The organism is Streptomyces sennicomposti (assembly GCF_019890635.1).
Taxonomy (GTDB): Bacteria; Actinomycetota; Actinomycetes; order Streptomycetales; family Streptomycetaceae; genus Streptomyces; species Streptomyces sennicomposti.
Map to the genome: position 1 here is coordinate 128428 of NZ_JAIOAB010000001.1, position 26789 is coordinate 155216.

The window sequence follows — 26789 nt, forward strand, 5'->3', positions numbered from 1 at the left end:
GACCCTGCCTCAGTCGCAGTCGCGGCAGATCGGCTGGCCGTTCTTCTCGCGGGCCAGCTGACTGCGGTGGTGCACCAGGAAGCAGCTCATGCAGGTGAACTCGTCCTGCTGCTTGGGCAGTACCCGGACGGCCAGTTCCTCATTGGAGAGGTCGGCGCCGGGCAGTTCGAGACCTTCTGCGGCCTCGAACTCGTCGACGTCGACGGCGGAGGTCGACTTGTCGTTCCGCCGGGCCTTCAGTTCTTCAAGACTGTCCGAGTCGACGTCGTCGTCGGTCTTGCGTGGGGTGTCGTAATCGGTTGCCATGTCGCTCTCCCCCTCTGGGTGTCTGCGGTGTCTCCAGCGCACGTAACGCGTGAGAGGCCGGACTTGTGCCCGACCTGAGGCGGAGATTTTGCCTCACATCAAGGTCTGTTACTCAATCGACACCCAACCGAACTCCTCAAGAGTGATCGGCTTGGATGGCGATGGGGACCGTACACGGTTCGAATGCCGCAGTTCAAAGCGGTCTCACCGTGTACTTCCCGTGATCAGGGCCCCCGAAAACCCGGATTTTCCCGGCTTTCCGACCCCCTTCATGATCACGCAGAGTAGATGGCCGGAAAACCGTCCATGTGATCGATCGCACATGAAGAGGTCGGTGAGGATGTCCGAAAATTCAGCGCAAAGCGAACATCCTCGAATGTCGAGGCCATGATCTCAGATCGGCAGGGTGACCCGCATCACGAGCCCTCCCCCCTCGCGCGGCTGCGCCGCGATGTGGCCGCCGTGCGCCCGCGCCACCGAGCGGACGATGGACAGGCCGAGCCCGACGCCCTTGTCGCTGCCGGTGCGCTCGGTGCGCAGCCGCCGGAACGGCTCGAAGAGATTGTCGATCTCGTACGCCGGTACGACCGGCCCGGTGTTCGTGACGACCAGGACCGCCTGCCCGCGTTCGGTGTCCGTGGTGACCTCCACCCAGCCGCCCTCGGCGACGTTGTAGCGCACCGCGTTCTGCACGAGGTTGAGCGCGATCCGCTCCAGCAGCACGCCGTTGCCCTGGACGACCGCGGGCCGCCGCTCGCCGCGGATCTCGACGCCCTTGGCCTCCGCCTCGCCGCGCACCTGGTCGATCGCCTGCGAGGCGACCTCGGCGAGGTCCACCGGCTTGCGCTCGACGATCTGGTTGTCGCTGCGGGCCAGCAGCAGCAGGCCCTCCACGAGCTGTTCGCTGCGCTCGTTGGTGGCCAGCAGGGTCTTGCCGAGCTGCTGCAGCTCCATCGGGGCGTTCGGGTCGGACAGGTGCACCTCCAGCAGCGTGCGGTTGATCGCGAGCGGGGTGCGCAGCTCGTGGGAGGCGTTGCCGACGAAGCGCTGCTGGGCCGTGAAGGCCCGCTGGAGGCGCTCCAGCATGTCGTCGAAGGTGTCCGCCAGCTCCTTCAGCTCGTCGTCCGGGCCGTCCAGCACGATCCGCCGGGACAGGTCGGAGCCGGCCACCGCGCGCGCGGTGCGGGTGATGCGGCCGAGCGGCGCCAGCACCCGGCCGGCCATGGCGTAGCCGAAGGCGAACGCGATGACGGCGAGGCCGAGCAGGGCCAGCAGCGAGCGGCTGAGCAGGCTGTCCAGGGCGACCTGGCGCTGGTGGTCGGTGCAGGCGCTGATCGCGGCGTTGAACTCGTCGAGCGACAGGTTGCCGTTGTTGACGCCGGGGCAGTCGTGGCTGAAGACCTTGAGGCTGTTGAAGTCGATGATCTTGAACAGCGGCTGATTGCCCGTGCGCAGGGCCTGGGCGGCGAGCAGGTAGATGATCGACAGCAGCAGGATGCCGGCGATCAGGAACATGCCGCCGTACAGCAGCGTGAGCCTTATGCGGATGGTCGGGCGCAGCCACGGGAAGGACGGCTCCGGCCGCCTGGGGTCCCAGGTGGGCTTCGGCGGCGCCTGGGGCGGCGCGGGGGAGGCTGCCACGGCGGATCAGATCCGGTAGCCGGAGCCGGGCACCGTCACGATCACCGGGGGTTCGCCCAGCTTGCGGCGGAGCGTCATCACGGTGACCCGGACGACGTTGGTGAACGGGTCCGTGTTCTCGTCCCAGGCCTTCTCCAGGAGCTGCTCGGCGGAGACGACGGCCCCCTCGCTGCGCATCAGCACCTCCAGGACGGCGAACTCCTTGGGGGCGAGCTGGACCTCCTTGCCGTCGCGGAAGACCTCGCGGCGGTTGGGGTCGAGCTTGATCCCGGCGCGCTCCAGGACGGGCGGCAGGGGCACGCTGGTGCGCCGGCCGAGGGCACGCACGCGTGCCGTCAGCTCGCTGAACGCGAACGGCTTGGGCAGATAGTCGTCGGCGCCGATCTCCAGCCCCTCGACGCGGTCGCTGACGTCGCCGGAGGCGGTCAGCATCAGCACCCGGGTGGGCATGCCCAGCTCCACGATCCGGCGGCAGACGTCGTCGCCGTGCACGAGCGGGAGGTCGCGGTCGAGGACGACCACGTCGTAGTCGTTGACGCCGATGCGCTCCAGGGCGGCCGCACCGTCGTACACGACGTCGACGGCCATGGCCTCCCGGCGCAGTCCGGTGGCCACCGCATCGGCGAGCAGCTGCTCGTCCTCGACGACGAGTACGCGCACGTCGCTGTCCTTCCTGTGTCCGCCCGCGTAGCGCCGCCTCGGGCGCACGCGGGCAGGGGTCTTCATGGGTGTGTGCCACCATCCTGCACTTTTCGGCCGTAAGTCGGCTGTAAGCCGGGAGGACGGCCGCCGAGGTCCGGGCGTGCGGCGGGTGAAGGGGGCGGGAACGGCGAATTTTTCTCGTGCGGCCGAGGTTTTGCCGCAAGGAAGGCTGGGGAGGACGGCTTTACACCCCGCGATCACGCTCTGCATGTGCCGCACCACCATGCGGTACATGGCAATCCGCTTCCGCAGAGCGGGCGTGGGTGTCCGGCACCGCCGCCGCCCGCAGGGCAGCGCTGGGCACCTGCGGGAGACGTGATCGCCCCTTCCCGACGGCACACCCCCGTGCCACCGACCCACGACCCAGGACGAGGGGGCGCAGCATGGACGCATTCACCGCAGGACTTCTGCAGCGCATAAAGGCGACCGAGTCCGACCTGACGCGGGCTCGCGACGAGGGCGACGACTTCCTCGTCGAGGTGGAGCTGGCCGAGCTCGACGACCTGCGCCGCCTCGCCGCCGAACACGGTGTGGAGGTCGGCGTGTCCGGCGTCTGACCAGCCTGTACCCGATCGGCACCGCGGAGCGGGGCCCCGGCGAATCCAGCGCCGGGGCCCCGCTCTTCGTGTGCGCGGGTGTGCGCCCGCCGTTCAGTCGTGCCAGGCGCCGAAGTCCTCCAGGAGGCCCTGCAGGGGCTCGAAGACGCCGGGTGAGGCGGCGATCGTCAGTTCGCCCGAGGGGCGCTCTCCGGGGCGGCCACCGGTCACGGCGCCCGCTTCCCGGGCGATCAGGTCCCCGGCGGCGTAGTCCCACGGGTGGAGCCCGCGCTCGTAGAAGCCGTCCAGGCGGCCGGCGGCCACGTCGCACAGGTCGACCGCGGCGGAGCCGCCGCGCCGGATGTCGCGCACCAGCGGGATCAGCCGCTGGGCGACGGCGGCCTGGTGGGCGCGGACGTCGGCGACGTAGTTGAAGCCGGTGGAGACCAGGGCCTGGTCCAGCGGCGGGGCGGGACGGCAGGCCAGCTTGCGCTCGCCGGCCCATACGCCGGTGGCCCAGGCGCCGCGGCCGCGCACGGCGTGGAACGTCTCGTCGCGCATCGGGGCGGTGACCACCGCCACGACCGGCTCGCCGTCCTGCTCGGCCGCGACGGAGACGGCCCAGGTGGGCAGCCCGTAGAGGTAGTTCACCGTGCCGTCGAGGGGGTCGATCACCCAGCGGATGCCGCTGGTGCCCTCGCTGGACGCGCCCTCCTCGCCGAGGATGCCGTCGGCGGGGCGCCGGTCGGCGATCAGGTCGGTGATCAGCTTCTCGGCGGCCAGGTCCATCTCGGTGACCACGTCGATCGGGCTGGACTTGGTGGCGGCGACGGCCAGGTCGGCCGGCCGTCCGTCGCGCAGCAGCTCCCCGGCGCGGCCGGCGGCCTGGAGGGCGAGCTGGAGCAGTTCGGTGTACAGGGCGTCGCTCACGGTGGTCCTCACGCGTAGGGGCTGTCGGCGCCCGCGGCGGCGGGCCGGGCGGTGCGGGCCGGGCAGCAGCCCACCGGGCAGACGTCGTGGCTCGCGCCGAGGGAGCCCAGGGCGCACGGGGTGATCCGCTGCCCGCGCTCGACGGCGGCGCGCTCGGTGATCAGCTCGCGGATCGCGGCGGCGAAGCGCGGGTCGGCGCCGACGGTGGCCGAGCGGCGCACCGGCAGGCCCAGTTCCGCGGCTTTGGCCGTGGCCTCGGTGTCGAGGTCGTAGAGGACCTCCATGTGGTCGGAGACGAAGCCGATGGGCGCCATGACCACGGCCGGGACGCCGGCCGCGTGCCGCTCCTCCAGGTGGTCGCAGATGTCGGGCTCCAGCCACGGGATGTGCGGGGCGCCGGAGCGCGACTGGTAGACGAGCTGCCAGGGGTGGTCCACGCCGGTGCGCTCGCGGACGGCGTCGGCGATCAGCCGCGCCACGTCCAGGTGCTGGCGGACGTACGCCCCGCCGTCGCCGTGGTCCGGCACGGGCCCGGAGGTGTCCGCGGCGGAGGTCGGGATGGAGTGGGTGGTGAAGGCGATGTGGGCGCCGGAGCGGACGTCCTCGGGGAGGCCGGCCAGGGCCTCGACCACGCCGTCGGTCATGGGTTCGACGAAGCCGGGGTGGTTGAAGTAGTGCCGCAGCTTGTCGATCCGGGGCAGCTCCAGCCCCTCGCCCTCCAGGGTGGCGAGTGCGTCGGCCAGGTTCTCGCGGTACTGGCGGCAGCCCGAGTAGGAGGCGTAGGCGCTGGTGGCCAGGACGAGGACGCGGCGGCGGCCGTCGCGGACCATGTCCCGCAGGGTGTCGGTGAGGTAGGGCGCCCAGTTGCGGTTGCCCCAGTACACCGGCAGGTCCAGGCCGTGTCCGGCGAAGTCCTTGCGGAGGGCGTCCAGCAGGGCGCGGTTCTGTTCGTTGATGGGGCTGACGCCGCCGAACAGGAAGTAGTGCTGTCCGACCTCCTTGAGGCGTTCCTTCGGGATGCCGCGCCCGCGCGTCACGTTCTCCAGGAACGGGACCACGTCGTCCGGCGCCTCCGGGCCGCCGAACGAGAGCAGGAGCAGGGCGTCGTACGGGGTGACATCGAGCGCGTCAGGCATGTCTCGATCCTGCCACCCGGCACGGACGGCCGGGTTGCCGACCCGCGACCGGTGGTGCGCCGGGGCGGCCCGGCCCGTAAGCTGTATCAGCTTCCTTCGCGCCTTACCGGACCCCCGGAGACGCCTTACCGGACCCGGAGAGACCGTGCCCAGCCCGTACCGCGCCCTGTTCGCAGCCCCCGGCTCCCGGGCCTTCAGCGCCGCGGGGTTCCTCGGCCGGATGCCGCTGTCGATGATGGGCATCGGCGTGGTCACGATGATCTCCCAGCTGACCGGCCGCTATGGCCTGGCGGGCGCGCTGTCGGCGACCATCGCGCTGTCCGCCGCGGCGATCGGGCCGCAGATCTCCCGGCTGGTCGACCAGTACGGGCAGCGCCGGGTGCTGCGGCCGGCGACGCTGGCCGCGCTGAGCGCGGCGGCGGGCCTGCTGCTGGCCGCGTACTTCCGGTGGCCGGACTGGGTGCTGTTCGTGTGCGCGGCGGGGATCGGTTCCGTGCCGTCCCTGGGCGCGATGGTCCGGTCGCGCTGGGCGGCGCTGTACCGGGGGACGCCGCAGCTGCACACCGCGTACTCGTTCGAGTCGGTGGTGGACGAGGTCTGCTTCATCTTCGGGCCGATCGTCTCCATCGGGCTGTCGACGGCCTGGTTCCCGGAGGCGGGGCCGCTGCTGGCCGCCTGCTTCCTGGCCGTGGGCGTCTTCTGGCTGACCGCGCAGCGGGCCACGGAGCCGGAGCCGCACCCGCGCGAGCACCACGGCGGGGGCTCGGCGCTGCGCTCGCGCGGGCTCCAGGTGCTGGTGGCCACCTTCGTGGCGACCGGGTCGATCTTCGGGTCGGTGGACGTGGTCACCGTGGCCTTCGCCGACGAGCGCGGCCACAAGAGCGCGGCGAGCGTCGTGCTCGCGCTGTACGCGGCCGGCTCGTGCACGGCGGGGGTGCTGTTCGGTCTGCTGCGGCCGTCCGGGGCGCCCGCCCGCCGCTGGCTGCTGGGCATATGCGCGATGGGCGTGAGTATGATCCCCCTCCTACTGGTCGGAAACCTGCCGTTTCTGGCCGTGGCGCTGTTCGTTGCGGGCCTGTCCGTCGCTCCTACGATGATCACGACGATGGCCCTCGTCGAAGAGCACGTACCGCGCGCGCACCTGACCGAGGGCATGACCTGGGTGAGCACCGGCCTCGCGGTCGGGGTGGCGCTGGGCTCGTCGGTGGCCGGCTGGGTGATCGACGCGGCCGGCGCGCGCTCGGGGTACGGGGTTCCGGCGGTGTCCGGGGCCGTCGCGGTCGCGGTCGGTTTCCTCGGGTACCGCCGGCTCAGCAGGCCGGCTCCGGGTCGGGGAGGCTCCGTTGGGCAGCAAGACGAGCGCGAAGAGCGGCACGTGGCGTAACTGGGGCGGCAACGTCAGCGCCCGTCCCGTGCGGGAGGTCGCGCCGGCCTCGGTGGAGGAGCTCTCGGCCGCGGTGCGCAAGGCCGCGGAGGACGGCCTGACGGTGAAGGCCGTCGGTACGGGGCACTCCTTCACGTCCATCGCCGCCACCGACGGGGTGTTGATCCGCCCTCAACTGTTGACCGGCATCCGCAGCATTGACCGGGACGCCATGACGGTCACGGTGGAGGCCGGCACTCCGCTCAAGAGGCTCAACATGGCCCTGGCGCGCGAGGGACTGTCCCTCACCAACATGGGCGACATCATGGAGCAGACGGTGTCCGGGGCGACCAGCACCGGCACCCACGGCACCGGCCGCGAATCCGCCTCCATCGCCGCGCAGATCAGGGGCCTGGAGCTGGTCACCGCCGACGGCGCGGTGCTCACCTGCTCGGCGACCGAGAACCCGAAGGTCTTCGCCGCCGCCCGAATAGGGCTCGGCGCGCTGGGCATCGTCACCGCGATCACCTTCGCGGTGGAGCCGGTCTTCCTGCTCACCGCCCGCGAGGAGCCGATGCCCCTGGACCGGGTGCTCGCGGAGTTCGACCAGCTGTGGGCGGAGAACGAGCACTTCGAGTTCTACTGGTTCCCGCACACCGGCAGCACCACCACCAAGCGCAACAACCGCAGCGCCGGACCCGAGCAGCCGGTGGGGCGCGTGGCCGGCTGGGTCGAGGACGAACTCCTCTCCAACGGCGTCTTCCAGGCGGCCAACTGGGTCGGCCGCGCGGTGCCCGCCACCGTCCCGGCGATCGCCCGCCTCTCCAGCCGGGCGCTGTCCGCGCGGACGTACACCGACATCCCCTACAAGGTCTTCACCTCGCCGCGCCGGGTGCGCTTCGTGGAGATGGAGTACGCCGTCCCGCGCGCGGCCCTGGTCGACACGCTGCGCGAGCTGAAGGCGATGGTGGACCGCTCGGGGCTGCGGGTGAGCTTCCCGGTGGAGGTGCGCACCGCGCCCGCCGACGACATCGCCCTGTCCACCGCCTCGGGCCGGGACAGCGCGTACATCGCCGTCCACATGTTCCGCGGCACGCCCTACCACCGGTACTTCACCTCCGCCGAGCGCATCTTCACCGCGCACGAGGGCCGGCCGCACTGGGGCAAGATCCACACCCGGGACGCGGAGTACTTCGCCGGCGTCTACCCGCGCTTCGGCGAGTTCACCGCGCTGCGGGACCGTCTTGACCCGCAGCGCCTGTTCCAGAACGACTACCTGCGGAGGGTGCTGGGGGCGTAGCGGTCGCGCCGGGCGCGGGGGTCGTGCCGCCGGTCCCGGACGTGCCGTCCTCGGTGCCGGAGCCGCCCGTCCCGGCGCCGCCGGTCGCGGTCCCGTCTTTGGCCGTGCCGCTCCCCGCCGTGCCGTCCGTTCCGGTTCCGGCGCCTCCCTTGCCGCCGGTTCCCGTGCTCGCGCCGGCGTCGGGCGTCGGGGCGGGGCTCGGTGTCGTACCGGCGCCGGGGCGTTCGGAGGCGGCGCCGCCCGGGGCCGTGCCGCCCGACGCGCCGTCACCGGCCGTCGAGCCGGGCGTCGGTGACGTCGACGGGTCCGGCGTGTCGTCGCCGGACGACGGCGAGGCGGCGTGCCGGCCGGTCACCGCGTCGCCGACCGTCGTGCCGTGCCCGCCGCTGAAGCTGTTGCCGGACATCGTCTCGTAGACCGTGATGCCGCCCATGGTGACGCCGAAGACGAGGGCCGCCGCGAGGAGGGGCCGCTTCCAGCTCTTGATCCGGGCCCGGTAGACGGTGCCCTGCGAGAACTCGCCCGGCGCCGGCGCCGTCCGCTCGGCGGGGGCGCCGGAGCGCGGGGCCGCCGGTACGTCGGCGGAGCCCGGCCGGGTGGCGACGGCCACCGTGCGGATCTGCTCGCCGGTGCGCCGGAAGAAGTGCTGGAAGACCGTGCCGCCGCAGGTGGCGATGACGCTCACGACACCGGCGCCGAGGATCGTGCCGTAGACGCCGAAGTACGAGGCGAGCTTCGCGGCCACCACCGCAGCGACCGCGCTGCCCGCGACCTGGGCCGCGTTCAGGTCGAGCCGCTTCCTCTTCGTCACCTCCTCCCCCGCACTCGAGACGTCACCACTGTCGGGCTTTTCTCGCATACCCGGACCTTGCCTGCCTCTCCCGTACATCGACGAAACTTCGGGACGTGATCGACCCACTGCACGAGAAAGGGACGTATGGACGAAACGGTTAGTTCCGTTTCTGGCGATTCCGTGAAGTACGCCACGTTCATGATCGATAAATCCGGTCAGGGACGGTCAAGTCCCGTCCCCGGCCAGAAGTTGGCCGCGCGCCAATCCACGCACGTGGTCCAAATGGAGTAGTGTTGCGAGCCCTGGGTCCGGTCTCCCGCCAGGGTGTCCGGGACCCGTCTGGACCGCCGGGAGGGGGCTGGTTGCACAGGGTGACGGAGTTGGTCACTTAGCGTTGCGAACAGGTAACCGTGCCATAACGGCGATCCAGGGCCCGTGCCCGACACGCCGGGCAACTCGGCAAGGTTGTGGCAGGCTGCACCCGGGCAGGCCACACTCGACTAGCGGAAGCAGCGACGCACGTGACGTCGGCAGGCACCACCCGGGAGGTCCCCATGCCCGAACTGCGTGTCGTGGCCGTCTCCAATGACGGCACACGGCTGGTGCTGAAGGCTGCGGACAGCACGGAGTACACGCTTCCGATCGACGAACGGCTCCGCGCCGCCGTGCGCGGCGACCGTCCCCGCCTCGGCCAGATCGAGATCGAGGTGGAGAGCCATCTCCGCCCCCGCGACATCCAGGCGCGGATAAGAGCAGGTGCGACCGCGGAAGAGGTCGCCCAGCTCGCCGGCATCCCCGTCGACCGCGTCCGCCGCTTCGAGGGGCCGGTGCTGGCCGAGCGCGCCTTCATGGCCGAACGCGCCCGCAAGACCCCGGTCCGCCGCCCCGGCGAGAACTCCGGCCCGCTGCTCGGCGAGGCCGTCCAGGAGCGGCTGCTGCTGCGCGGCGCCGAGAAGGACACCGTCCAGTGGGACTCCTGGCGCCGCGACGACGGCACCTGGGAGGTGCTGCTCGTCTACCGGGTCGCGGGCGAACCGCACTCGGCGAGCTGGACCTACGACCCGCCGCGCCGCCTCGTGCAGGCCGTCGACGGCGAGGCGCGCGCCCTGATCGGCGAGTCCGACGACCTCGGGGCGCCGGAGCCGAGCTTCCCGTTCGTGCCCCGCATCGCCCGGCTGCCGCGCGACCGCCCGCTGGACCGCGAGCACCGCGACCGGGACCGCCCGGCGCTGCCCGCGCAGAGTTCCGAGCCGGCCGAGGAGAGCACCGGCGAACGCGACTCGCTGACCAGCCTGCTGGAGGCGGTGCCGAGCTTCCGCGGCGACCTGGTGGTGCCCGAGCGGGCGCCGGAACCCGCCGCCGAGTCCGAGGAGGAGGCGGAGCTGGAGGAGCCGCCGGCCCCCGCGGCCTCCGCCGGCGCCGGGTCCGCCTACGCGGACGTCCTCATGCCGCGCTCCGTCGGCAGCCACCGCGACCGCCTCATCGGCGCCACCGACCGCCAGGCCGAGGCGGACGGCGTCCGCCCCGGCCGCCGGGCCGCCGTCCCCAGCTGGGACGAGATCGTGTTCGGCACCCGGCGCAAGAAGCAGGAGTAGTCGCGCCGGTCCCGCCGATGGGCGGGGCCGTGCGGGTTTCCGCCCCCGAGCGGGGCGGAAACGGCGCCGCACCGGGTGACAGCGTCACGCACACGCGCGTGGGCGTCGTCGTACGCGCATGAGGGCCGCCCTCCCCGGGGACGGCCCCCCTTCCTTTCCGCGCCCCGCTACCGCGGGTCCGGGCCCACCGCCACCGGCCTCGCCGGGTCCGAGGACCACTCCGACCACGAGCCGACGTACAGGGCGGCCGGGATTCCCGCGACGGCCAGGGCCAGCACCTCGTGCGCCGCGGAGACCCCCGAGCCGCAGTAGACGCCGACCTCCCTGCCGTCGCCCGCTCCCAGCGCCTTGAACCGGGCCTGAAGTTCGGCCGCGGGCAGGAAGCGGCCGTCCGGGCCGACGTTCTCGGTCGTGGGCGCGGACACCGCGCCCGGGATGTGGCCGCCCACGCGGTCGATCGGCTCCACGTCGCCGCGGTACCGCTCCCCCGCGCGCGCGTCGAACAGCAGCCCGGAACGCGCCAGTTCCCCGGCCGCGTCGGCGTCCAGCAGCGGCACCGCGCCCGGCGCCGGCGCGAAGTCGCCCTCGGCGGGCTCGGGGACGGCCGTCTCCAGCTTGCCCTCCCACGCGGCGAGGCCGCCGTCCAGGACCCGCACGTCGGGGTGGCCCGTCCAGCGCAGCAGCCACCAGGCGCGCGCCGCCGCCCAGCCCTGCCCGCCGTCGTACACGACCACCGGCCGGGCGGCGCTCACCCCGGCGCGGCGCATCGCGGCGCCGAACTCCTCGACGTCGGGCAGCGGGTGGCGGCCGTTGCCGCCCGGCGCGGAGGCCAGTTCACGGTCGAGGTCGACGAAGACGGCGCCGGGGATGTGCCCGGAGGCGTGGGCGGCGCGCCCGTCGAAGGGCGGCTCCCCGGCCGCCTTGGCCACGCTGAGCTGCCAGCGGACGTCGAGCAGCACCGGCGGGTTCGGGCGCGCGAGGGCGGCGGCGAGATCGGCCGCGGAGATGATGGCGTTCATGGTCACCATCCTTGCGCACGGGGTGGCCCCGGCGCCCGGGTCCGGCTACTGTGCACGGCCCCGGGTCCGGTCACGAAGGGTACGGAACCGGCCACATGCTGTACGGACGATCGACACACGCCGGCCAGTGCGCCGCAACGGGCGGGACACCGGCGGAAGCAGGCTTCAAGTGCCTGCGCCCGGCGCTCCGCCCGACGGGCGCGGGGCGTGCGGGCCGGACCCCGCGGGCCCGGCGCGCTCCGGGTGGGCCCGGCACGATCCGGACGACGGGCCGGCCGCGGCAGGGAGGACGCCGGGCCCGCTGCGGCCGGGAAGACGACAGGCCTCGGGACCGGGATGACGACGGGTCCCGGGGCCGGGAAGAGGAGGACGATGACCGAGGCACCGGAGTCCCCCGGCGACAGCCGCCGCGGACCGGCCCGCCGACGGCCCGGCACACCGTGCTGGGTCAGCCTGATGGCCCATTCCATGACGACCGCTCAGGCCTTCTACGGAGAACTGTTCGGCTGGGAGTTCCGGCCCGGCCCCGACCGGCTCCGCCCCTATGTGCGGGCCGTGCTGGCCGGCCGGGACGTGGCCGGAATCGGCCGGCTGCCGCCGGACCTGCCGCTGCCCGTCGCCTGGACGCCCTATCTCGCCTCCGACGACGTGGATCTGACGGCCGAGACGGTACGGCGGTGCGGCGGCACGATCGGGGTCGGCCCGCTGGAGACGGGCGACGCCGGGCGGCTGGCGATCGGCTCCGATCCGTCGGGCGCGGTGTTCGGCCTCTGGCAGGCCCCCGCGCACCGGGGCACGGACCAGGGCGGCGGACCGGGCACTCCGGTCTGGCACGAGCTGCACACCTTCGAGACGGCGAACGTCGCCAAGTTCTACGCAACTCTGTTCGACTACGGGACGGAGCGGCGGGAGCCGGAGGCGGAACTGGGGTCGGGGTCGGGGTCGGGGTCAGGGGCGGAGCCGAGGTCGAGGGCGGAGTCGAGGTCGGGGGCGGGGTCAGGGTCGGGCGCCTCCTGCGACGACCATGTGACGCTGTCCCTCGCGGGCCGTCCGGTCGCCGCGCTGCACGGGGCGGGTGCGGAGCTGCCCCGCGCGCGGGGTTCGCACTGGCTGACGTACTTCGCGGTCGCCGACGCCTACGCCTCCCTCGACCGCCTCACCGCCCTCGGCGGCCAGGTCCTCGCCCCGCCCCGCGACACCGGCCGCGGACGGGTGGCCACGGTGACGGATCCGGAGGGGGCGCGATTCGCGCTGCTGGAGAGGGGGTGTTGAGCTGCGCCGCCGCTCCCCTTGGGTGACGCCGACAGGAGAACCGACGGCAGCGGCCGGACCCGCGACCCCGTTCCCTCACCCGGCGGCGGGCATGCTCCGCCTGACGGCTGACACGATGCTGCACGGCCGAGTCCGCATGCTGACGCCCGCACTGCCGGACCCCACGGCCGGCTGCTGGCAGGGTGGATCGCCATGAGAGCGGCTGGTGAGCAGCGGCACGGCGAAGGAGACGGGCGTGGACACGCCGGATGTGGCGGTCGTCGGCACCGGCCCCAACGGGCTGGCCGCGGCTGTGACCATGGCACGGGCGGGGCTGCGGGTCGCCCTGTACGAGCAGGCCGAGGACATCGGTGGCGGTCTGCGCAGCGCCCCGCTCTTCGACGACGCGATCACTCATGACATCTGCTCGGCGGTGCACCCCCTGGCGGCGGTGTCCCCCTTCCTCCGCGGCTTCGACCTCGCCGCCCGCGGCGTCGAACTGCTGCACGCACCGGCCGCCTATGCGCATCCGCTGGCGAACGGCCGGGCGGCGGTGGCCTACCGGGACCTGGCGATGACCTGTGCCGGATTGGGGCGCGACGGAGACCGGTGGCGGCGGCTCATGCAGCCCCTGCTCGACCACAGCGATGCCGTGGTCGGCATGATGCTGTCTGCGCAGCGCACCCCACCCCGCGAGGTGGGAGCGGCACTGCTGGTCCTGCGTCAGATCCTGGTGCACGGCACGACGCTGACGAGGCACCGGTTCCGCACCGATGCGGCCCGCGCCCTGTTGACCGGCGTCGCGGCGCACGCGGTGGGCCCGCTGCCGAGCCCGGCTTCGGGTGCGGTCGCCTTGTTGCTCGGCCATCTGGCGCATGGCGCCGGCTGGCCCGTCCCCCGCGGTGGCAGCGGGCGTATCGCCGACGCGCTGGCGGATGACGTCCGGGCGCACGGCGGAACGTTCCACACCGGCTGCCGTGTGAACGACCTGGACGAACTCGGTCCCGTCCGGGCGGTCCTGCTGGACGTCGGGGCGAAGGAGTTCGTCCGGATCGCCGGGCGGCGACTGCCCACGGGATACGCCCGCGCGCTGACCGCCTTCCGCTACGGCCCCGGCGCGGCCAAGGTCGACTTCCTGGTCTCCGAACCGATCCCGTGGGCGAACCCGGAGGTCGGCAAGGCCGCGACGGTGCATCTGGGGGGCACCCAGGCGCACATGTGGCGGGTCGAGAGCAGGACCGCGCGAGGCCTGCCGTGTGCGGAGCCGTTCGTCCTGGTCGTCGATCCGGCCGTCGCCGATCCCGGGCGGGCCCGGCCCGGCCTTCGCCCGGTGTGGGCTTACGCGCATGTGCCCCATGGTGACCCCCGTGATCCGGTGGCGCTGGTCCGTTCCCGCATCGAGCGATTCGCGCCGGGCTTCGCTGACACCGTCGTCGCCTCGCGTGGCATCAGCGCCCGCGACTACGAGCGCTACAACCCCAACTACGTGGGCGGCGACATCGGCGCGGGCGCCATGACGCTGCGGCAGAGCGTGCTGCGCCCCACCCCGCGTCTGGACCCCCACACCACCCCGCTGTCCGGTGTGTATCTCTGCTCGGCCGCCACCCCACCAGGTCCCGGTGTGCACGGAATGTCGGGTCTGCTGGCCGCCCGTTCCGCGCTGCGCCGGGAATTCGGGATGCGCTCACTACCATCTCTGGAGCCCTCCGGGCGTCAATGGCGAGTGTTTCTCCGCCGAGAAACAGACTGACACGAAGTTGTTGCGGACTTTCCGCAAGCTGTCATTCGTCGGAGGGATTCGGACCGCATTCCGGGCGTAATCTTTCGATTGCCGGTGCAGACAACCCGTCGTTCACGGTCGAGGATCGACCGACGACGGTACCGGCGTCGACGAAAAAGCAATCGGGAGAAATGAATGAAGAAGGTCATCGCGGCAACGGGTCTTGTCCTCGGCGGTGCCGCCATGGTCCTGGCCACGCAGGGTTCGGCGCAGGCCGTGCCGGCCCGTCCGGTCACGCAGACGACCGCTGTGGCCGACGACGGTCAGCCCGCGCCGGCCGCCTTCGGCGGCCTGGTGCGCGCCGCCACCAAGGTGGGCAAGGCGGCCGGGCGGGGCTATGTGCACGCCAAGGCGGCAGCCGGTACGACTGCCCTGCGCCAGGCCGCCGGCAACATGACGAAGATATCGAGTCTCGGCTCCGCCTCGAACGGCCGGACCGGGGACGCCGGTGTCGGCGTCGAAGCGATCTTCGACCAGTGAGGCATCAGCTTCTGGCCAGGAGGGCGGTGCTGCTCGTCGGTACCGCCCTCCTGGGCGCCTATTTCTTCCTGGCCGCCTTCTCCCAGGCCCCGCTGAATCCGGAGAAGGTCCGGTACTCGGGCACGGTCGAGGAGATACTGAGTCCCTATTTATCGCAGGACTGGCAGCTTTTCGCACCGGACCCCCTCGCGGACGACCGCGGGATTCTCGCCCAGGCATTCTGCGCCGACGGGGAGACCACCGCTTTCTACGACGTGACGACTCCTTATATCCGCCGCACCCAGAACGACCGATTCTTCCCCTCTCGCATGTCCCGGCTCGTGTCCACCGGACTGCAGTCCCTGCAGAACACCGATCCGGTGCTGAACCGTCTGCGCCGGTGGGAGACCGAGCAGAAGAAGCCCGTGCTGCCGCCCCTTCCCTATGAGGAGCGCTCGCGCGACGACACGGTCCGGCTGCTGTCCAGGTACGCGCTCACCCAGATGCCCGGCGTGTGCGAGGGACGGCCTCAGAAGATCCAGGTACGTGTCTACGTCCACGAGCTGCGACCGTGGTCCGGGCGCGACGACCCCGCAGCGAAGGCCAAGGAGCCGGTGCACGTCGAGGACCTGGGCTGGCGAAAGGTGAGTGACCTGCGATGAAGAGGCTCTGGGCCTCACTGGACCGGCTGAGCGTCGCCCCCGCCGCCGTCACCGGTGTGTGCGGCACGCGCGCGCTGCTGGGCTTCACCGGCTTCATGTTCTACGCCGGCCAGTACAGCGACCGCCGATACCTGTTCGGTCCCGACGGCGTGTATCCCTGGCGGGACTTCGTCCAAGGCCTGCACGACAACGAGACGTTCAGCCTGCTGTCCCTGAGCGCGTCGGGTCTGTGGTTCGAGATCGTCTTCCATATGGGGTTGCTCGCCGCGCTCGCGGTCATGCTCGGGCTGGGCGGCCGGGCCGTACTGGTGCTGCACTGGGCGCTGCTGTGGTCGGTGTTCCAGCGTCAGCCGCTGATTCTCGACGGCGGAGACAATCTCGCGTACCTGGTGCTGCCCATGCTGCTGCTGACCCGTTGCTACGACCGGTTCGCCGTGTCGTTCGGGCTGGTGCGCCGCTGGGCGCCCCGGGTCCCTGGCACGCTGCGGGCGGTGACACCCGCACTGCACAACCTGGGGGTGGCCGCCATCGCCGCGCAGATCTGCCTGGTGTACGTCGTCAGCGGTCTGTGCAAGGTGCAGGGCAGGGTGTGGCAGGACGGGACAGCGCTCTTCTACGTGCTGCGCATCCCGGAGTTCGAGTGGCCCGGGGTGTCCCGCCTGGTGTACGAGAACGACCTGCTGGTCGTGGCCGGCACCTATGCCGCCACGCTGTTCATGGTGTACTTCCCGCTCGGCGTCCTGGTGCCGCGCCTGCGGTCGTGGGCGGCGGTGGGGTCCATCGGGCTGCACGTGTCCATCGCGCTGCTGATGGGTCTGACGGGTTTCGCGCTGACCATGGTGGCCTGCGATCTGGTCTTCCTCAGCCGGGGCCTGGACAACGCGGTGCGCGCGGCGCGCCGTGCCGGGGATCGGGTCCGCCGAGCGGCCGAGCGGCAACTGCCCTGGCTGTCCAGGCCTGTTGGCTCGATCACGGCCGGTGATGCGGCGGATAGGGTGACGGGTGGTCCCGACATCGAAAGGACAGGTTCGACCAGTGTCAGCGAACAGGCCGGCCGCTCCCCCGCCCGAACCGTCTGAGCCCGTCCGACCGGACGGCCGGGGAACGGCGGTGGGTCTCTTCTGGATCGACGACGGCTGCTGGCTGGGCGCTCCTGCGGACGCGCTCTGCACGGGCCTGCTGCTGACGGACCGTGGTGCCGAGGCGGTCGAAGCGCTCGGCGCGACGGGGCATGAGGCGCCGTCCGCCGGGGACAGCTGCCGGCCGGCCCGGGTGTGGGACTGGCCGGAGGTCGACGAGATGGCCGTACTGGCGGTGCCCACCGGATCCCCGCTGCGGCGCCGTATGGGGGCGGCGGCCGGCCTGGTGGCCGCCGCGCTGGGCTTCGGCGGGGCCGAGGCCGCACCGCGGATGACCGTGCGCCTGCGGCACACGGACGGCGAGAGCGAGTGGGACGTGTCCGCGACGGTTCGCGCCTACACCGAACGCGAAGTACTTCTCTCTCAGGCGGTGTTGGATCGTTTCGTCACTGGCGAGCTGTGCCCCTCCGTACTCGTCGGGTGGTGGCACGGTGCCGGGCGGCCAAGTGGTCCGAGCGCCGCCGCGTGTGAGGCGCTGCTGGAACGGTGGGCGGCCCGGTGATCTCGCGGGCCCGCCGACGCGTCCCGCAGGCCGTGCTGCGCGCGGGGGGTCCCACCCTCGTGGAACACGGGCACGACCTGGACCGGTTCGTCGAGATCGGTTCGCTGACGAAGGTGCTCACCGGTACCGCGCTGGAGCGCCTCGCCCGAGCTGGGGTCCTGGAACTCGACGACCCGGTGCGCAGATGGCTGCCGGACGCGCCCGAGACCGGCATCTCGCTGCGCCATCTGATGGAGCACACCTCAGGACTGCCGCGGCTGCCTCCCGGCCGGTACGGTCCCGGATGGGATCCCTACGCGGGCTTCACCGGAGAGCGGCTGCGGGATCTCGTGGGCCGGCTCGATCAGATCGCCGAACGTCCCGCCGGGGAGCGGGAGGAGTACTCCAACCTCGGTTACGCGCTGCTCGGTGCGGCGCTCGAGGAGGCGGCCGGGCAACCGTACGCCGAGCTGGTGAGCGAACAAGTACTGCGGCCGTTGGGCATGGCCGACGGCGTGACGCACGCGCCGCCCGCCGACCGTCTGCTGCGGGCTCGCGGCCGCTTCGGCGGCGAGCGGTCGAGCTGGACCATGAACGGGGCGATCCTGCCCGCGGGCGGCATGTGGGCCACCCCTCGCGCGGTGGCCGCCCTGGTCACGGGCCTTCTGGTGGACCGCGAGCTAGGCGAACCGGCCGCGTCCTGGCAGACCGCGGGCGAACTGCGGTGGCACAACGGCGCGACCCGGGACGCCTCCGTCTTCGCCGGTGCGTTCGACGACACGGGCGACTGGGTCGCGGTGCACCGGCTCGGCGGGCCGCCGGAAGCCACGGACCGCATCGGCGTCGATCTGCTGACGCAGGCGCGCGCCGCCTCCGGCCAGGCTCGCGGCCAGACAGGCGCGGAAGGCCCCGGCTCATAGCGACGTGCGTCGCTCCCCGGCACGCGACAGAGTGGGTTCCAGGCGCCGACAGGTGCCGAACGGGGGGACGGACGCGGGGCGAACCGACGGACGTCGCACGGGCGGACGGGAGTCCGGCCGACGGGAGCGGGGTGGGCCGGCCGGAGGTGGTCCGGTCGGCCCACCCGCCCGCCTCATATCCAGCCGCGTTCGCGTGCGATCAGTGCGGCCTGTACCCGGTTGGAAGCGCCGAGCGCGGTCAGCAGATCGGCCACGTGGCGCCGGTAGGTCCGCACCGACACCCCCAGCGCACGGGCACCGGCCTCATCCTTGGTGACCCGGCACATCAGGTCAAGCACCCGGTGCTCGATCTCCTTCAGACCGTCGCCCGCACCGGACCAGTCGTCGGCGGGCAGTTCATCGGACGCCTCCCACACGCTCTCCAGCAAGGAACGGAATGCGGCGATCAGCTCGCCGTCCCGCACGGCCAGGGCGTCACTCGGCATGTCGCCGGGCGCTATGAGCACGGCGTCGTCGTCGTAGACCAGAGCGCGGACCTCGATACCCTCGGCCACCCTGATCTCGGCGCCCTGCCTGAGCAGGTCACGCAGATACAGCCGCGCCTGGGGGTGACGCAGCATCTCCTTGCGCACGACCCGGCGTACGCGTACGCCGCGCCGCAGCAGGCGCTCGTCGAGCGGTGCGGCCACCATGGCGTCCTCCGCGGTGAACACAGTGCGCGGCTCCATCGAGAGGAACTCCCGGCGGCAGAAGAACGTCAGGTCGTCGATCCGGCCCCGCAGTTCGGGCGCGTCCCGCAGCCGTTCCACGCCCCGGGGCTCGCCCGTCCGGTCCGTGCGCTCGCGGCGGTCGGCCCGCAGCACGCCGACGAGACGCCGGGAGCGGGTGATGTCCTGGAACTCCTGATGCAGTTCCCGCAGCCGCAGCTCCGCCAGATGGTCGATGGCGGCCTCGGGATCGACTGCGTCGAGCCGTCCTTCCTGATTTTCTTCGAGGATTCCCAACGCGCACAGACGTGCCACCGTCTTTTCCGTCCGCGCACGCGGGACACTCAAACCGATAATGTCGCCGGCACCAGCGACTCCAGGGTGGCGCAGAACATACTGATAAACGTCGCTCTCGTCCTGCGAGAGCCCCAGAACGGACATGTCGACTTTGAACAAAGTTCCCCCATGACGGTACGGAATCCCTGTACGCACCCGATGGTCAGGCGGGTGCGCGCCGACGGGATTCCGGCGGGCGGGACGCGATTCGGTCAGGGGGCGTGCCGTGCGGCGGGAGATGACGGGCGGATGCCCGTGTACCGTCGCGGAACAGGTCCGACGGGATGTCCGGCGCCGAATCCGGGCCGGGAGGGGCTCCGCTTGCCGGGCACCTCACGAGCGGAGCCCGTGGGGGCACGGCGCCCCTGGCGCACAGCACGGGTGCTGGATTCCGGAAAGGCGTGATCTCCCCTGCGCACAACACCCCCCGATGAATTGCGAAATTCCTCTGCGGAGCGCGAGCGGATTACGCGAAAGTTCACCCCGCTTTCCGGTCGCATCCGCCGTGAAATACTATCCAGCAGCCCGATCATGGCAAAGCAAAGGTATTGTGATCATGACCACATGCCCTTCGTGATCGGTTCGACGGTGAACAGCGACTTCGGGCCCTGCGGGGATTACCAGGCCTTACTGGCGGCCGCGCCGCGGTACGAGCGAACGACGCCAGTCCCTCAACGCCGGTCCGAAACCACCGGCAGTACGTCCGGGGACAGGGCCGCCGCGCGGGCCGAGGCTGCGGTCATCCGGCGGCGGTGGTGGCGGCGGCACAGCACCTCGTAGCCGACCTCGTCCGCCGCGTGGTCCACGTCGCCGACGACGACCTGGGCGCCCTCCATCACCATGACGCCGCCCACCGTGCGGGCGTTGTGGGTGGCGCGGGCGCCGCACCAGCACAGCGCCTCCACCTGGAGCACCTCGACGCGGTCGGCGAGTTCGACCAGCCGCTGCGAGCCGGGGAACAGCTTGGAGCGGAAGTCGGTGGTGATGCCGAAGGCGTAGACGTCGATCTCCAGATCGTCGACCACGCGCGCGAGCTGGTCGATCTGCTCCGGCGCGAGGAACTGGGCCTCGTCCGCGATCACATAGTCGGCGCGCCCGCCCCGGGAGAGATGGTCGACCAGGTAGGCGTACAGGTCCACGCCGTCCTCGACCTCGACCGCGTCCGTGACCAGGCCGAGGCGCGAGGACAGCTTGCCCTCGCCGGCCCGGTCGTCGCGGGTGAAGATCATGCCGACGAGGCCGCGCGCCGAACGGTTGTGCTCGATCTGGAGAGCCAGTGTCGACTTCCCGCAGTCCATCGTTCCGGAGAAGAACACCAGCTCGGGCATGGGAGGTCGGGCACCTTTCGGCGGGGCGGGGAGGGAGGTCGGCGGGCCGCGGTGTACGGGCAGCGCGTCAGGGGCGTACTTCGAGGAGGGGCACCAGCTGCTCGGCAGGGGTCATCGAGCCGTGGTTGCCGGCCATCGAGGACTCCTTCGGCTCCCGCTCGGAGGCGATGAGCAGCACGTCGTCGCGGGCGGCGGCGATCACGTCACCGAGCCGTTCGTACACGCGGTCGTCCACCCGCGGCCCGAACCAGCCGGCCGCCACCGCCTCGTCCCGGGAGGCGACCCAGAACTGCTCGCCGAGCACCTCCCGCCAGCAGGTCAGCACATCGCCGGCGGCGCCGGGGACGGCGTACACGTGCCGGGCGCGGCCCTCGCCGCCGAGCAGGGCGACGCCGGCGCGCAGCTCCCAGTCCTCGTCGAAGTCGATGCGGTGCTGCTCGTCGAACGGGATGTCGACCATGCCGTGGTCGGCGGTGACGTAGAGGGCGCTGCGCTCGGGCAGCTGTTCGGCCAGGCGCTGGACCAGCCGGTCGACGTGCATGAGCTGGCCGCGCCAGGTGTCGGAGTCCACTCCGTAGCGGTGGCCCGCGCCGTCGAGTTCGGAGTAGTACGTGTAGACGAGGGCGCGGTCGCCGGCGGCCAGCTGCTCGGCCGCGACATCCATGCGGTCCTCGCCGGTCAGCCGTCCCAGGAACGTTCCGCCGGTGAGGGCGACCTTGGTCAGCGGGGTGTTCTCGAAGGTCGGCGAGGACACCTGCGCGCTGTGCACGCCGGCCCGCTGGGCCAGCTGGAAGACGGTGGGGTACGGCTGCCAGGCGCGCGGATCGGTGTACGGCTGCCAGCGCAGCTGGTTCATCAGCTCGCCGGTGGCCGGATTGCGGACCGTGTAGCCGGGCAGGCCGTGGGCGCCCGGCGGCAGGCCGGTGCCGACGGAGGCGAGGGAGGTCGCGGTGGTGGCGGGGTAGCCGGCGGTGATCGGCCGGCCGGTGCCGCCGCGCGAGCTGTCCAGCAGGGAGGTCAGGAAGGGCGCCTCCCCGGGGTGCGCGCGCAGCTGCTCCCAGCCGAGCCCGTCGATCAGGAAGACACAGGCGCGGTCGGCCGGGGTCAGCTCGGGGATGGCGGCCGTCATGTCCGGTACGCCCATGCCCGCGGCCAGCGTGGGCAGCAGGTCGGCGAGGGAGCCGGAGCCGTACGCGGGGACGGGCGCGGAGGCGACGGCGAGCGGCTCGGGGTGGTCCCAGGCGGTGGACAGTGTCATCAGCGGGTGACGTCCGCGGTGGCCTCGGAGATGGCCTGGGCGAAGGCGAGGGCCTGGCGCACCGTCTCGGGGCCGTCGCCGGCCTCGCTGACGCGCAGGCTCAGGTCGTCGGCCGTGGAGTTGCCCGTGTATCCGTGGTCGGCCTCGCAGTTGGGGTCGCCGCAGGCGGCGGGCTCCAGGTCGATGCGGGAGACGGCGCCCCAGCCGATGGTGAGGACCACCTCGCGGGGCAGGGTTCCCGGCGTGTACTGCTCGGGGTTGGCGACCATCCGGCTGACGACGACCGACGAGATCCGGTCGATCCTGACCGACTCGGTGGAGGTGGTGGCGTACGGCGTCGGGGAGGTGGTGTCGGCGGCCTGCTCGTCGGTGTGGCTGACGATGAAGCGGTTGTCGGTGAGGACGAGCACCGTCACATGGCGGCGCACTTCGTTCTGGTCGAAGGTGGTCTCCTGGTGGACCAGGTACGACCGGATGGGCTCGCCGCCCACGGCGGCCTCCACCGCCTCGGCCACGAGAGCCGGGTAGTAGCCGCTGCGTTCGATCGCCGCCCGCAGCCCCTGGGTCGTCGTACTGGTCTTGGCCATGCCGTCCATCCTACGGGGGCGCGGCGACTGCGAGGCACCGCTGCGCGCGGGACAAGCGCCGTCAGTACGCCGGGAGCGTGCGCGGTCCGAGATCGTCCCGCGCGGGCGGGGGCGCCAGGCGCACGCTGGCGCTGAGGACGCTCACCCCGCGCGGGGCGACGACGGCCGGCTCCAGGGTGACGGCGACCACTTCCGGGTGGTCGTCCACGAGCCGCGACACGCGCAGCAGCAGTTCCTCCAGGGCGGGCGTGTCCACCGGTGCGGAGCCGCGCCAGCCGAACAGCAGGGGGGCCGTCCGGATCGAGCGGACCATGGAGGTCGCCTCCCGGCCGGTGACGGGGACGAGCCGGTGCGCCATGTCGTCGAGCAGCTGGGAGGCGGCGCCGGCGAGCCCGAAGGAGAGCACCGCGCCGGCCGCCGGGTCGATGACCGCCCGGACGACGGTGTCGACGCCGCGGGGCGCCATCGCCTGCACCACCGGCCGCAGTTCCTCCGGCTTGCCGAACAGTTCGGTCAGCTCGGCGTAGGCCCGGCGCAGTTGCTCCTCGTCGGCGAGGTCCAGGCGTACGCCGCCGAGGTCGGCGCGGTGGCGCAGATGCGGGGCGGTGGCCTTCAGGGCGACGGGGTAGCCGAGGCTGCGGGCGGCCTCGACGGCGGTGTCGGGGGTGGGCGCGGGCAGGGCCCGGCGGACGTGGACGCCGTAGCGGCCGAGCAGCTCGCAGGTCTCCTCGGGGCCGAGGGTGAGGCCCTGTCCGCGCGCGAGGAGGGTGCGGATCAGCTCGGCGGCACCCCGCTCGTCGATGTCGTCGTACTCGGGCACCTTGCCGGGATCGGCGGCCTCCCGCCGCCACTGCCCGTAGCGGACGGCTTCGGCGAGGGCGCGGACGGCGCGTTCGGCGGCGGGGTAGGCGGGGATGAGGCGCGGGCCGGCGGCGGGGCGGGGCGGGGCCGCGTCGGACGGCTGCGCCGGGGTGGCCTGCGGGGCGGCGGCCGTGGTGGAGGCGGTGAGGGCGCCGGGGCCGGTCGCGGGGTCGGCGGGGGCGGCCTGCGGGCCGGTGCTGGCCGCCGCGGACAGGGCCTCGGCCAGGCCGCCCAGCTCGACGTGGACCACCAGCACCGGCTTGCCCGGCGCCGCCTCGGCGGCCGACTGCAGCGCCGCGGCCAGGGCGGCGTCCTCGGTGGCGCCCTCGCCGAGGGCCGGTATGGCGGTGACGACCACCGCGTCGCTGGTCTCGTCGGCGAGCGCCTGCGCCAGCGCGGCCCGGAAGTCCTCGGCGGACGCGGCGGTGGTCAGGTCCCGGGGCGGCTGGGGGCGCAGCCCTTCGGCGAGGCACCGGTCGTACGTCAGGACGCCCAGGGACTCGGAGTTGCCGAGGATGGCCACCCGGGGTCCCGAGGGCAGCGGCTGGCGGGCGAGGAGCAGTCCGGTGTCCACCAGTTCGGTGATGGTGTCCACGCGGATCACGCCGGCCTGCCGCAGCAGGGCGGAGACCGTGGCGTGCGGCAGCCGGGTGGCCCGTACGGCGTGTCCCTGGGGGGCCGATCCGGCGCCCTGCACGACGACGAGCGGTTTGGCGGCGGCCGTGCGCCGGGCGAGGCGGGTGAACTTGCGCGGGTTGCCGATGGACTCCAGGTACATCAGGGCGACGTCGGTGTCCGGGTCGTCGTACCAGTACTGGAGGACATCGTTGCCGGAGACGTCCGCGCGGTTGCCGGAGGAGACGAAGGTGGACACGCCGGTGGTGCCGGTGACGCCGCCGCCGCGCCGGTGCAGCCGGGAGAGCAGGGCGATGCCGATGGCGCCGGACTGCGCGAACATGCCGATGCGGCCGGGCCGGGGCATCTCGGGGGCGAGGGAGGCGTTGAGCCGGACGCCGGGCGAGGTGTTGACGATGCCGAAGGCGTTCGGGCCGATGATGCGCATCCCGTACGCGCGCGCGTGCCGCACCAGGGCGCGCTGGCGCTCGCGTCCCTCGGGGCCGCTCTCGGCGTACCCGGCGGAGATCACGACGAGGCCCTGCACCCCGTGCTCGCCGCACTCGGTGACGACCCCGGGGACGTGCTCGGCCGGCACCGCCACCACCGCGAGGTCGACCGGTCCGTCGATCTCCCGCACCGAGCGGTGGGCGGGCACCCCGGCGATCTCCGTGCGGCCGGCCTCGAAGGCGCGGTTGACGGCGTGGAGTCGGCCGGTGAACCCGCCGTCGCGGATGTGGTCGAGGATGCTGCGGCCCACTCCCCCGGGCGCGCGGCCCACGCCGACCACCGCGACCGAGCCGGGCACGAGCAGCCGGCGCACCGACCGCGCCTCGGCGCGCTGTTCCCGCGCGCGCTGCACGGCCAGCGAGCGGTCGGTGGGCTCGATGTCGAACTCCAGGCGTACGACGCCGTCCTCGAAGCTGCGCTTCTGGGTGTACCCGGCGTCCGTGAACACCTTGATCATCTTGGTGTTGGCGGGCAGCACCTCGGCGGTGAACCGGCGGATGCCGCGCTCGCGGGCGACGGCGGCGATGTGTTCGAGCAGTGCGGAGGCGACTCCGCGGCCCTGATGGGCGTCCTGCACCAGGAAGGCGACCTCGGCCTCGTCGGACGTGCCGGCGCCGGCGGGCTGCCCGGCGGCGCCGATCCGGTCGTAGCGGACGGTGGCGATGAACTCGCCGCCGATCGTGGCCGCGAGGCCGACCCGGTCCACGAAGTCGTGGTGGGTGAAGCGGTGGACGTCCTTGGCGGACAGGCGCGGGTAGGGCGCGAAGAAGCGGTAGTACTTGGACTCGTCCGACACCTGTTCGTAGAAGCTGACCAGCCGGTCGGCGTCCTCGGCGGTGATGGGCCGGATCCGCGCGGTGCCGCCGTCGCGGAGCACCACGTCGGCCTCCCAGTGGGCTGGATACTCGTGCCGGTCCGACGCGGTCTGCATGGGCCCCAGAGTACGGCTAGCCACCGACAGCGGCGCGAGGCAGTCTGTGGGGACCACACCGGTGGGGACCCGCCGGCACCCGCCGGGACGCCTGCGAGCCGCCGCCGTCCGGGGCGCGGTCCGGCGTCCGGGCCCGGGGCGGTGACCGTGCCGCCCGGGCGGTCCTCCGGATGTGGGAAACTGGTCTAGACAACCCGGTACACCTGAAGGGCAGCATCACATGGCTGAGCGCCGCGTCAACGTCGGCTGGGCCGAGGGTCTCCACGCCCGCCCCGCCTCCATCTTCGTCCGGGCCGCCACGGCCTCCGGCGTCCCCGTGACGATCGCCAAGGCCGATGGCGCGCCCGTCAACGCGGCCTCCATGCTGGCCGTCCTCGGCCTCGGCGCGCAGGGCGGCGAGGAGGTCGTCCTGGCCTCCGACGCCGAGGGTGCGGACGCCGCCCTGGACCGCCTGGCCAAGCTGGTCGCCGAGGGGCTCGAGGAACTTCCCGAGACGGTCTGATCCCGGGTCCGGCGGATCACCTGGATCACCTGGATCACCTGGATCACCTGCCGGACCACACGCCGAAGCCGCGCCGCCCTTCCCGGGCGGGGCGGCTTCGGCGTTTCCGGGGCCTCGGCGCTTCCGGACTCCGTAGCCGCCCCGGTCCGGTGCTCTCGGGATCCGGCGGGTCCGAGATCCGGCGTGTCCGGGTTTCTGCGCCCCCGGATTTCCGCGCGTCCGGGCCCCGGCGTTTTGAGGCAGGACGGACCGGGCGTCTCCGGTGGACGCGCTCAGCGTATTTCCGGGCAGCCCCGAAGAATCCGCCGCACCGCACTCGTACGGGAATTACGGAAACCCGGAAAAGGGCAGCGGTAATTCACCTCGGTCGGATATCCCTCTTTGTATACGGGCATCGTGTTAATGCCACGCGCCCGACATGTTTACGGGATGTTGCGAAGTCCTCACGCGGCACCCGGCGGCCGTCCGCTCGGTGTGCGCGGCGGTCAGCGCACGCGCGCGTTCGCCGTCGCGGCGCGCCACGGCGTCCGCGATGGCGCCGTGCTCGGACCAGGCCGCGACGGGGTCGGCCGGGGTCTCCACCACGTACATCCAGGCGATCTTGTGCCGCAGCTGGGTCAGCGTCGCGGTCAGCGCCGGGCTGTCGCAGGCCTGCGCCAGCGTCTCGTGGAACCAGCCCCCGAGCGCCCGCAGTTCCTCGCCCGAGCCGCTCGCGGCCCGCTCCTGCCCCAGCCTGACCAGGCCGCGCAGCACCTTGAGGTGAGCCTGGGTGCGCCGCTCGGCGGCCCGGGCGGCGCACAGCGGCTCCAGCAGCCGGTGCATCTCCAGCAGGTCGGCGGCCTCCTGCCCGGTCGGCTCCGCCACGCACGCGCCCGCGTGCCGCCGCGTCACCACGAAGCCCTCCGCCTCCAGGGTGCGCAGCGCCTCGCGCACCGGGACGCGGGAGACGCCGTAGCGGCGGGCGAGGACTTCCTCGGTGAGCCGGCTGCCGCGCTCATGGACACCGGCGACGATGTCGTCCCTGATCGCCGTGCACACCGAGTGCGCCGGAACACGCATTCCCGACCTCCGCCCGAATCCCGCTGAAATCACCGTGCCGTGCCGGCGACGGACGACACCTGTTCCGTGACTCTATTGCAAT

The 26789-nt window shown here is 72.7% G+C and carries 25 protein-coding genes; 12 read left to right on the forward strand and 13 right to left on the reverse strand.

From position 1 onward, the window contains the following. Positions 1-9: 9 nt before the first annotated feature. From K7787_RS00465 to K7787_RS00475, 3 genes are all read right to left on the reverse strand, one after another. A complete protein-coding gene (locus K7787_RS00465; protein ID WP_005481602.1) occupies positions 10-306 on the reverse strand; it encodes a DUF4193 domain-containing protein in 297 nt (98 codons plus the stop codon). 393 nt (positions 307-699) lie between these two features. Continuing rightward, positions 700-1947, reverse strand: coding sequence for a sensor histidine kinase (locus K7787_RS00470; protein ID WP_164391862.1), 1248 nt, complete (start codon positions 1945-1947; stop codon positions 700-702). A gap of 6 nt (positions 1948-1953) precedes the next feature. After that, positions 1954-2607: a response regulator transcription factor gene (locus tag K7787_RS00475; RefSeq protein WP_009191109.1), complete on the reverse strand. Its 654-nt coding sequence runs from the start codon at positions 2605-2607 to the stop codon at positions 1954-1956. A gap of 425 nt (positions 2608-3032) precedes the next feature. On the opposite strand from K7787_RS00475, the gene K7787_RS00480 reads away from it, so the two are divergent. Beyond that, the gene (locus tag K7787_RS00480; RefSeq protein WP_019981855.1) at positions 3033-3206 is read left to right on the forward strand and encodes a hypothetical protein; all 174 of its coding nucleotides are present in this window, start codon (positions 3033-3035) and stop codon (positions 3204-3206) included. A 93-nt stretch (positions 3207-3299) separates the two neighbouring features. Here the strand turns inward: K7787_RS00480 and K7787_RS00485 are convergent, their stop codons facing one another. Continuing rightward, positions 3300-4115: an inositol monophosphatase family protein gene (locus K7787_RS00485; protein WP_019981856.1), complete on the reverse strand. Its 816-nt coding sequence runs from the start codon at positions 4113-4115 to the stop codon at positions 3300-3302. Between the two features lie 8 nt (positions 4116-4123). Beyond that, positions 4124-5251, reverse strand: a complete 1128-nt coding sequence (locus tag K7787_RS00490) for a ferrochelatase (RefSeq protein ID WP_223000065.1) — start codon at positions 5249-5251, stop codon at positions 4124-4126. Between the two features lie 145 nt (positions 5252-5396). Here K7787_RS00490 and K7787_RS00495 point away from each other — a divergent pair, with 145 nt between their 5' ends. Together K7787_RS00495 and K7787_RS00500 are read left to right on the forward strand one after the other, a co-directional pair. Then, on the forward strand, positions 5397-6635 hold the full coding sequence (locus K7787_RS00495) for an MFS transporter (protein ID WP_164391860.1): 1239 nt from the start codon (positions 5397-5399) through the stop codon (positions 6633-6635). Continuing rightward, positions 6595-7914 (forward strand): D-arabinono-1,4-lactone oxidase, encoded by a 1320-nt coding sequence (locus tag K7787_RS00500; protein ID WP_223000066.1) that lies wholly within the window; start codon positions 6595-6597, stop codon positions 7912-7914. The genes K7787_RS00495 and K7787_RS00500 overlap by 41 nt, the downstream gene beginning before the upstream one ends. Here K7787_RS00500 and K7787_RS00505 read toward each other — a convergent pair. Continuing rightward, positions 7838-8725: a hypothetical protein gene (locus K7787_RS00505; protein WP_308036261.1), complete on the reverse strand. Its 888-nt coding sequence runs from the start codon at positions 8723-8725 to the stop codon at positions 7838-7840. The genes K7787_RS00500 and K7787_RS00505 overlap by 77 nt on opposite strands. A 536-nt stretch (positions 8726-9261) precedes the next feature. Between K7787_RS00505 and sepH the strand changes: the two genes are divergently transcribed. Then, positions 9262-10302: a septation protein SepH gene (sepH, locus tag K7787_RS00510; protein WP_043261403.1), complete on the forward strand. Its 1041-nt coding sequence runs from the start codon at positions 9262-9264 to the stop codon at positions 10300-10302. Between the two features lie 167 nt (positions 10303-10469). Here the strand turns inward: sepH and K7787_RS00515 are convergent, their stop codons facing one another. Beyond that, on the reverse strand, positions 10470-11321 hold the full coding sequence (locus K7787_RS00515) for a sulfurtransferase (RefSeq protein WP_223000068.1): 852 nt from the start codon (positions 11319-11321) through the stop codon (positions 10470-10472). Positions 11322-11693: 372 nt separating this feature from the next. Here K7787_RS00515 and K7787_RS00520 point away from each other — a divergent pair, with 372 nt between their 5' ends. The 7 genes from K7787_RS00520 (at position 11694) to K7787_RS00550 (ending at position 18013) form a co-directional block, all read left to right on the forward strand. Beyond that, positions 11694-12593 carry a VOC family protein gene (locus K7787_RS00520; RefSeq protein WP_223000069.1) on the forward strand — a complete coding sequence of 300 codons (900 nt, stop codon included), beginning with the start codon at positions 11694-11696 and terminating at the stop codon, positions 12591-12593. 235 nt (positions 12594-12828) lie between these two features. After that, a complete protein-coding gene (locus K7787_RS00525; RefSeq protein WP_223000070.1) occupies positions 12829-14322 on the forward strand; it encodes a phytoene desaturase family protein in 1494 nt (497 codons plus the stop codon). A gap of 165 nt (positions 14323-14487) precedes the next feature. Beyond that, on the forward strand, positions 14488-14832 hold the full coding sequence (locus K7787_RS00530; RefSeq protein ID WP_223000071.1) for a hypothetical protein: 345 nt from the start codon (positions 14488-14490) through the stop codon (positions 14830-14832). After that, entirely contained in the window at positions 14829-15473 is a 645-nt protein-coding gene (locus K7787_RS00535; RefSeq protein ID WP_223000072.1) for a DUF5819 family protein, read from the forward strand. The genes K7787_RS00530 and K7787_RS00535 overlap by 4 nt, the downstream gene beginning before the upstream one ends. Then, complete coding sequence (locus tag K7787_RS00540; protein WP_223000073.1) at positions 15470-16552, forward strand: HTTM domain-containing protein; 1083 nt, start codon at positions 15470-15472, stop codon at positions 16550-16552. Before K7787_RS00535 ends, K7787_RS00540 begins: the two co-directional genes overlap by 4 nt. Before the next feature lie 31 nt (positions 16553-16583). Beyond that, positions 16584-17114, forward strand: a complete 531-nt coding sequence (locus K7787_RS00545) for a hypothetical protein (protein ID WP_223000074.1) — start codon at positions 16584-16586, stop codon at positions 17112-17114. Further along, a complete protein-coding gene (locus tag K7787_RS00550; RefSeq protein WP_308036262.1) occupies positions 17111-18013 on the forward strand; it encodes a serine hydrolase domain-containing protein in 903 nt (300 codons plus the stop codon). Before K7787_RS00545 ends, K7787_RS00550 begins: the two co-directional genes overlap by 4 nt. Positions 18014-18186: 173 nt before the next feature. On the opposite strand, the gene K7787_RS00555 is transcribed toward K7787_RS00550, so the two are convergent. The 5 genes from K7787_RS00555 to K7787_RS00575 all read right to left on the reverse strand — a co-directional run bounded on the left by K7787_RS00555 (position 18187) and on the right by K7787_RS00575 (position 25146). Further along, positions 18187-19176, reverse strand: coding sequence for a helix-turn-helix domain-containing protein (locus tag K7787_RS00555; protein WP_223000075.1), 990 nt, complete (start codon positions 19174-19176; stop codon positions 18187-18189). Positions 19177-19727: 551 nt separating this feature from the next. Further along, the gene (locus K7787_RS00560) at positions 19728-20384 is read right to left on the reverse strand and encodes a thymidine kinase (protein ID WP_164391851.1); all 657 of its coding nucleotides are present in this window, start codon (positions 20382-20384) and stop codon (positions 19728-19730) included. A 67-nt stretch (positions 20385-20451) separates the two neighbouring features. Then, on the reverse strand, positions 20452-21642 hold the full coding sequence (locus tag K7787_RS00565) for an alkaline phosphatase family protein (protein ID WP_223000076.1): 1191 nt from the start codon (positions 21640-21642) through the stop codon (positions 20452-20454). Continuing rightward, positions 21642-22238 (reverse strand): DUF5998 family protein, encoded by a 597-nt coding sequence (locus K7787_RS00570; RefSeq protein ID WP_009191098.1) that lies wholly within the window; start codon positions 22236-22238, stop codon positions 21642-21644. Before K7787_RS00570 ends, K7787_RS00565 begins: the two co-directional genes overlap by 1 nt. Before the next feature lie 52 nt (positions 22239-22290). Further along, complete coding sequence (locus K7787_RS00575) at positions 22291-25146, reverse strand: bifunctional acetate--CoA ligase family protein/GNAT family N-acetyltransferase (protein WP_223000077.1); 2856 nt, start codon at positions 25144-25146, stop codon at positions 22291-22293. Between the two features lie 220 nt (positions 25147-25366). On the opposite strand from K7787_RS00575, the gene K7787_RS00580 reads away from it, so the two are divergent. Continuing rightward, on the forward strand, positions 25367-25648 hold the full coding sequence (locus K7787_RS00580) for an HPr family phosphocarrier protein (RefSeq protein WP_009191095.1): 282 nt from the start codon (positions 25367-25369) through the stop codon (positions 25646-25648). Positions 25649-26047: 399 nt separating this feature from the next. Here the strand turns inward: K7787_RS00580 and K7787_RS00585 are convergent, their stop codons facing one another. After that, positions 26048-26707: a GntR family transcriptional regulator gene (locus tag K7787_RS00585; RefSeq protein ID WP_019981867.1), complete on the reverse strand. Its 660-nt coding sequence runs from the start codon at positions 26705-26707 to the stop codon at positions 26048-26050. Positions 26708-26789: the final 82 nt, after the last annotated feature.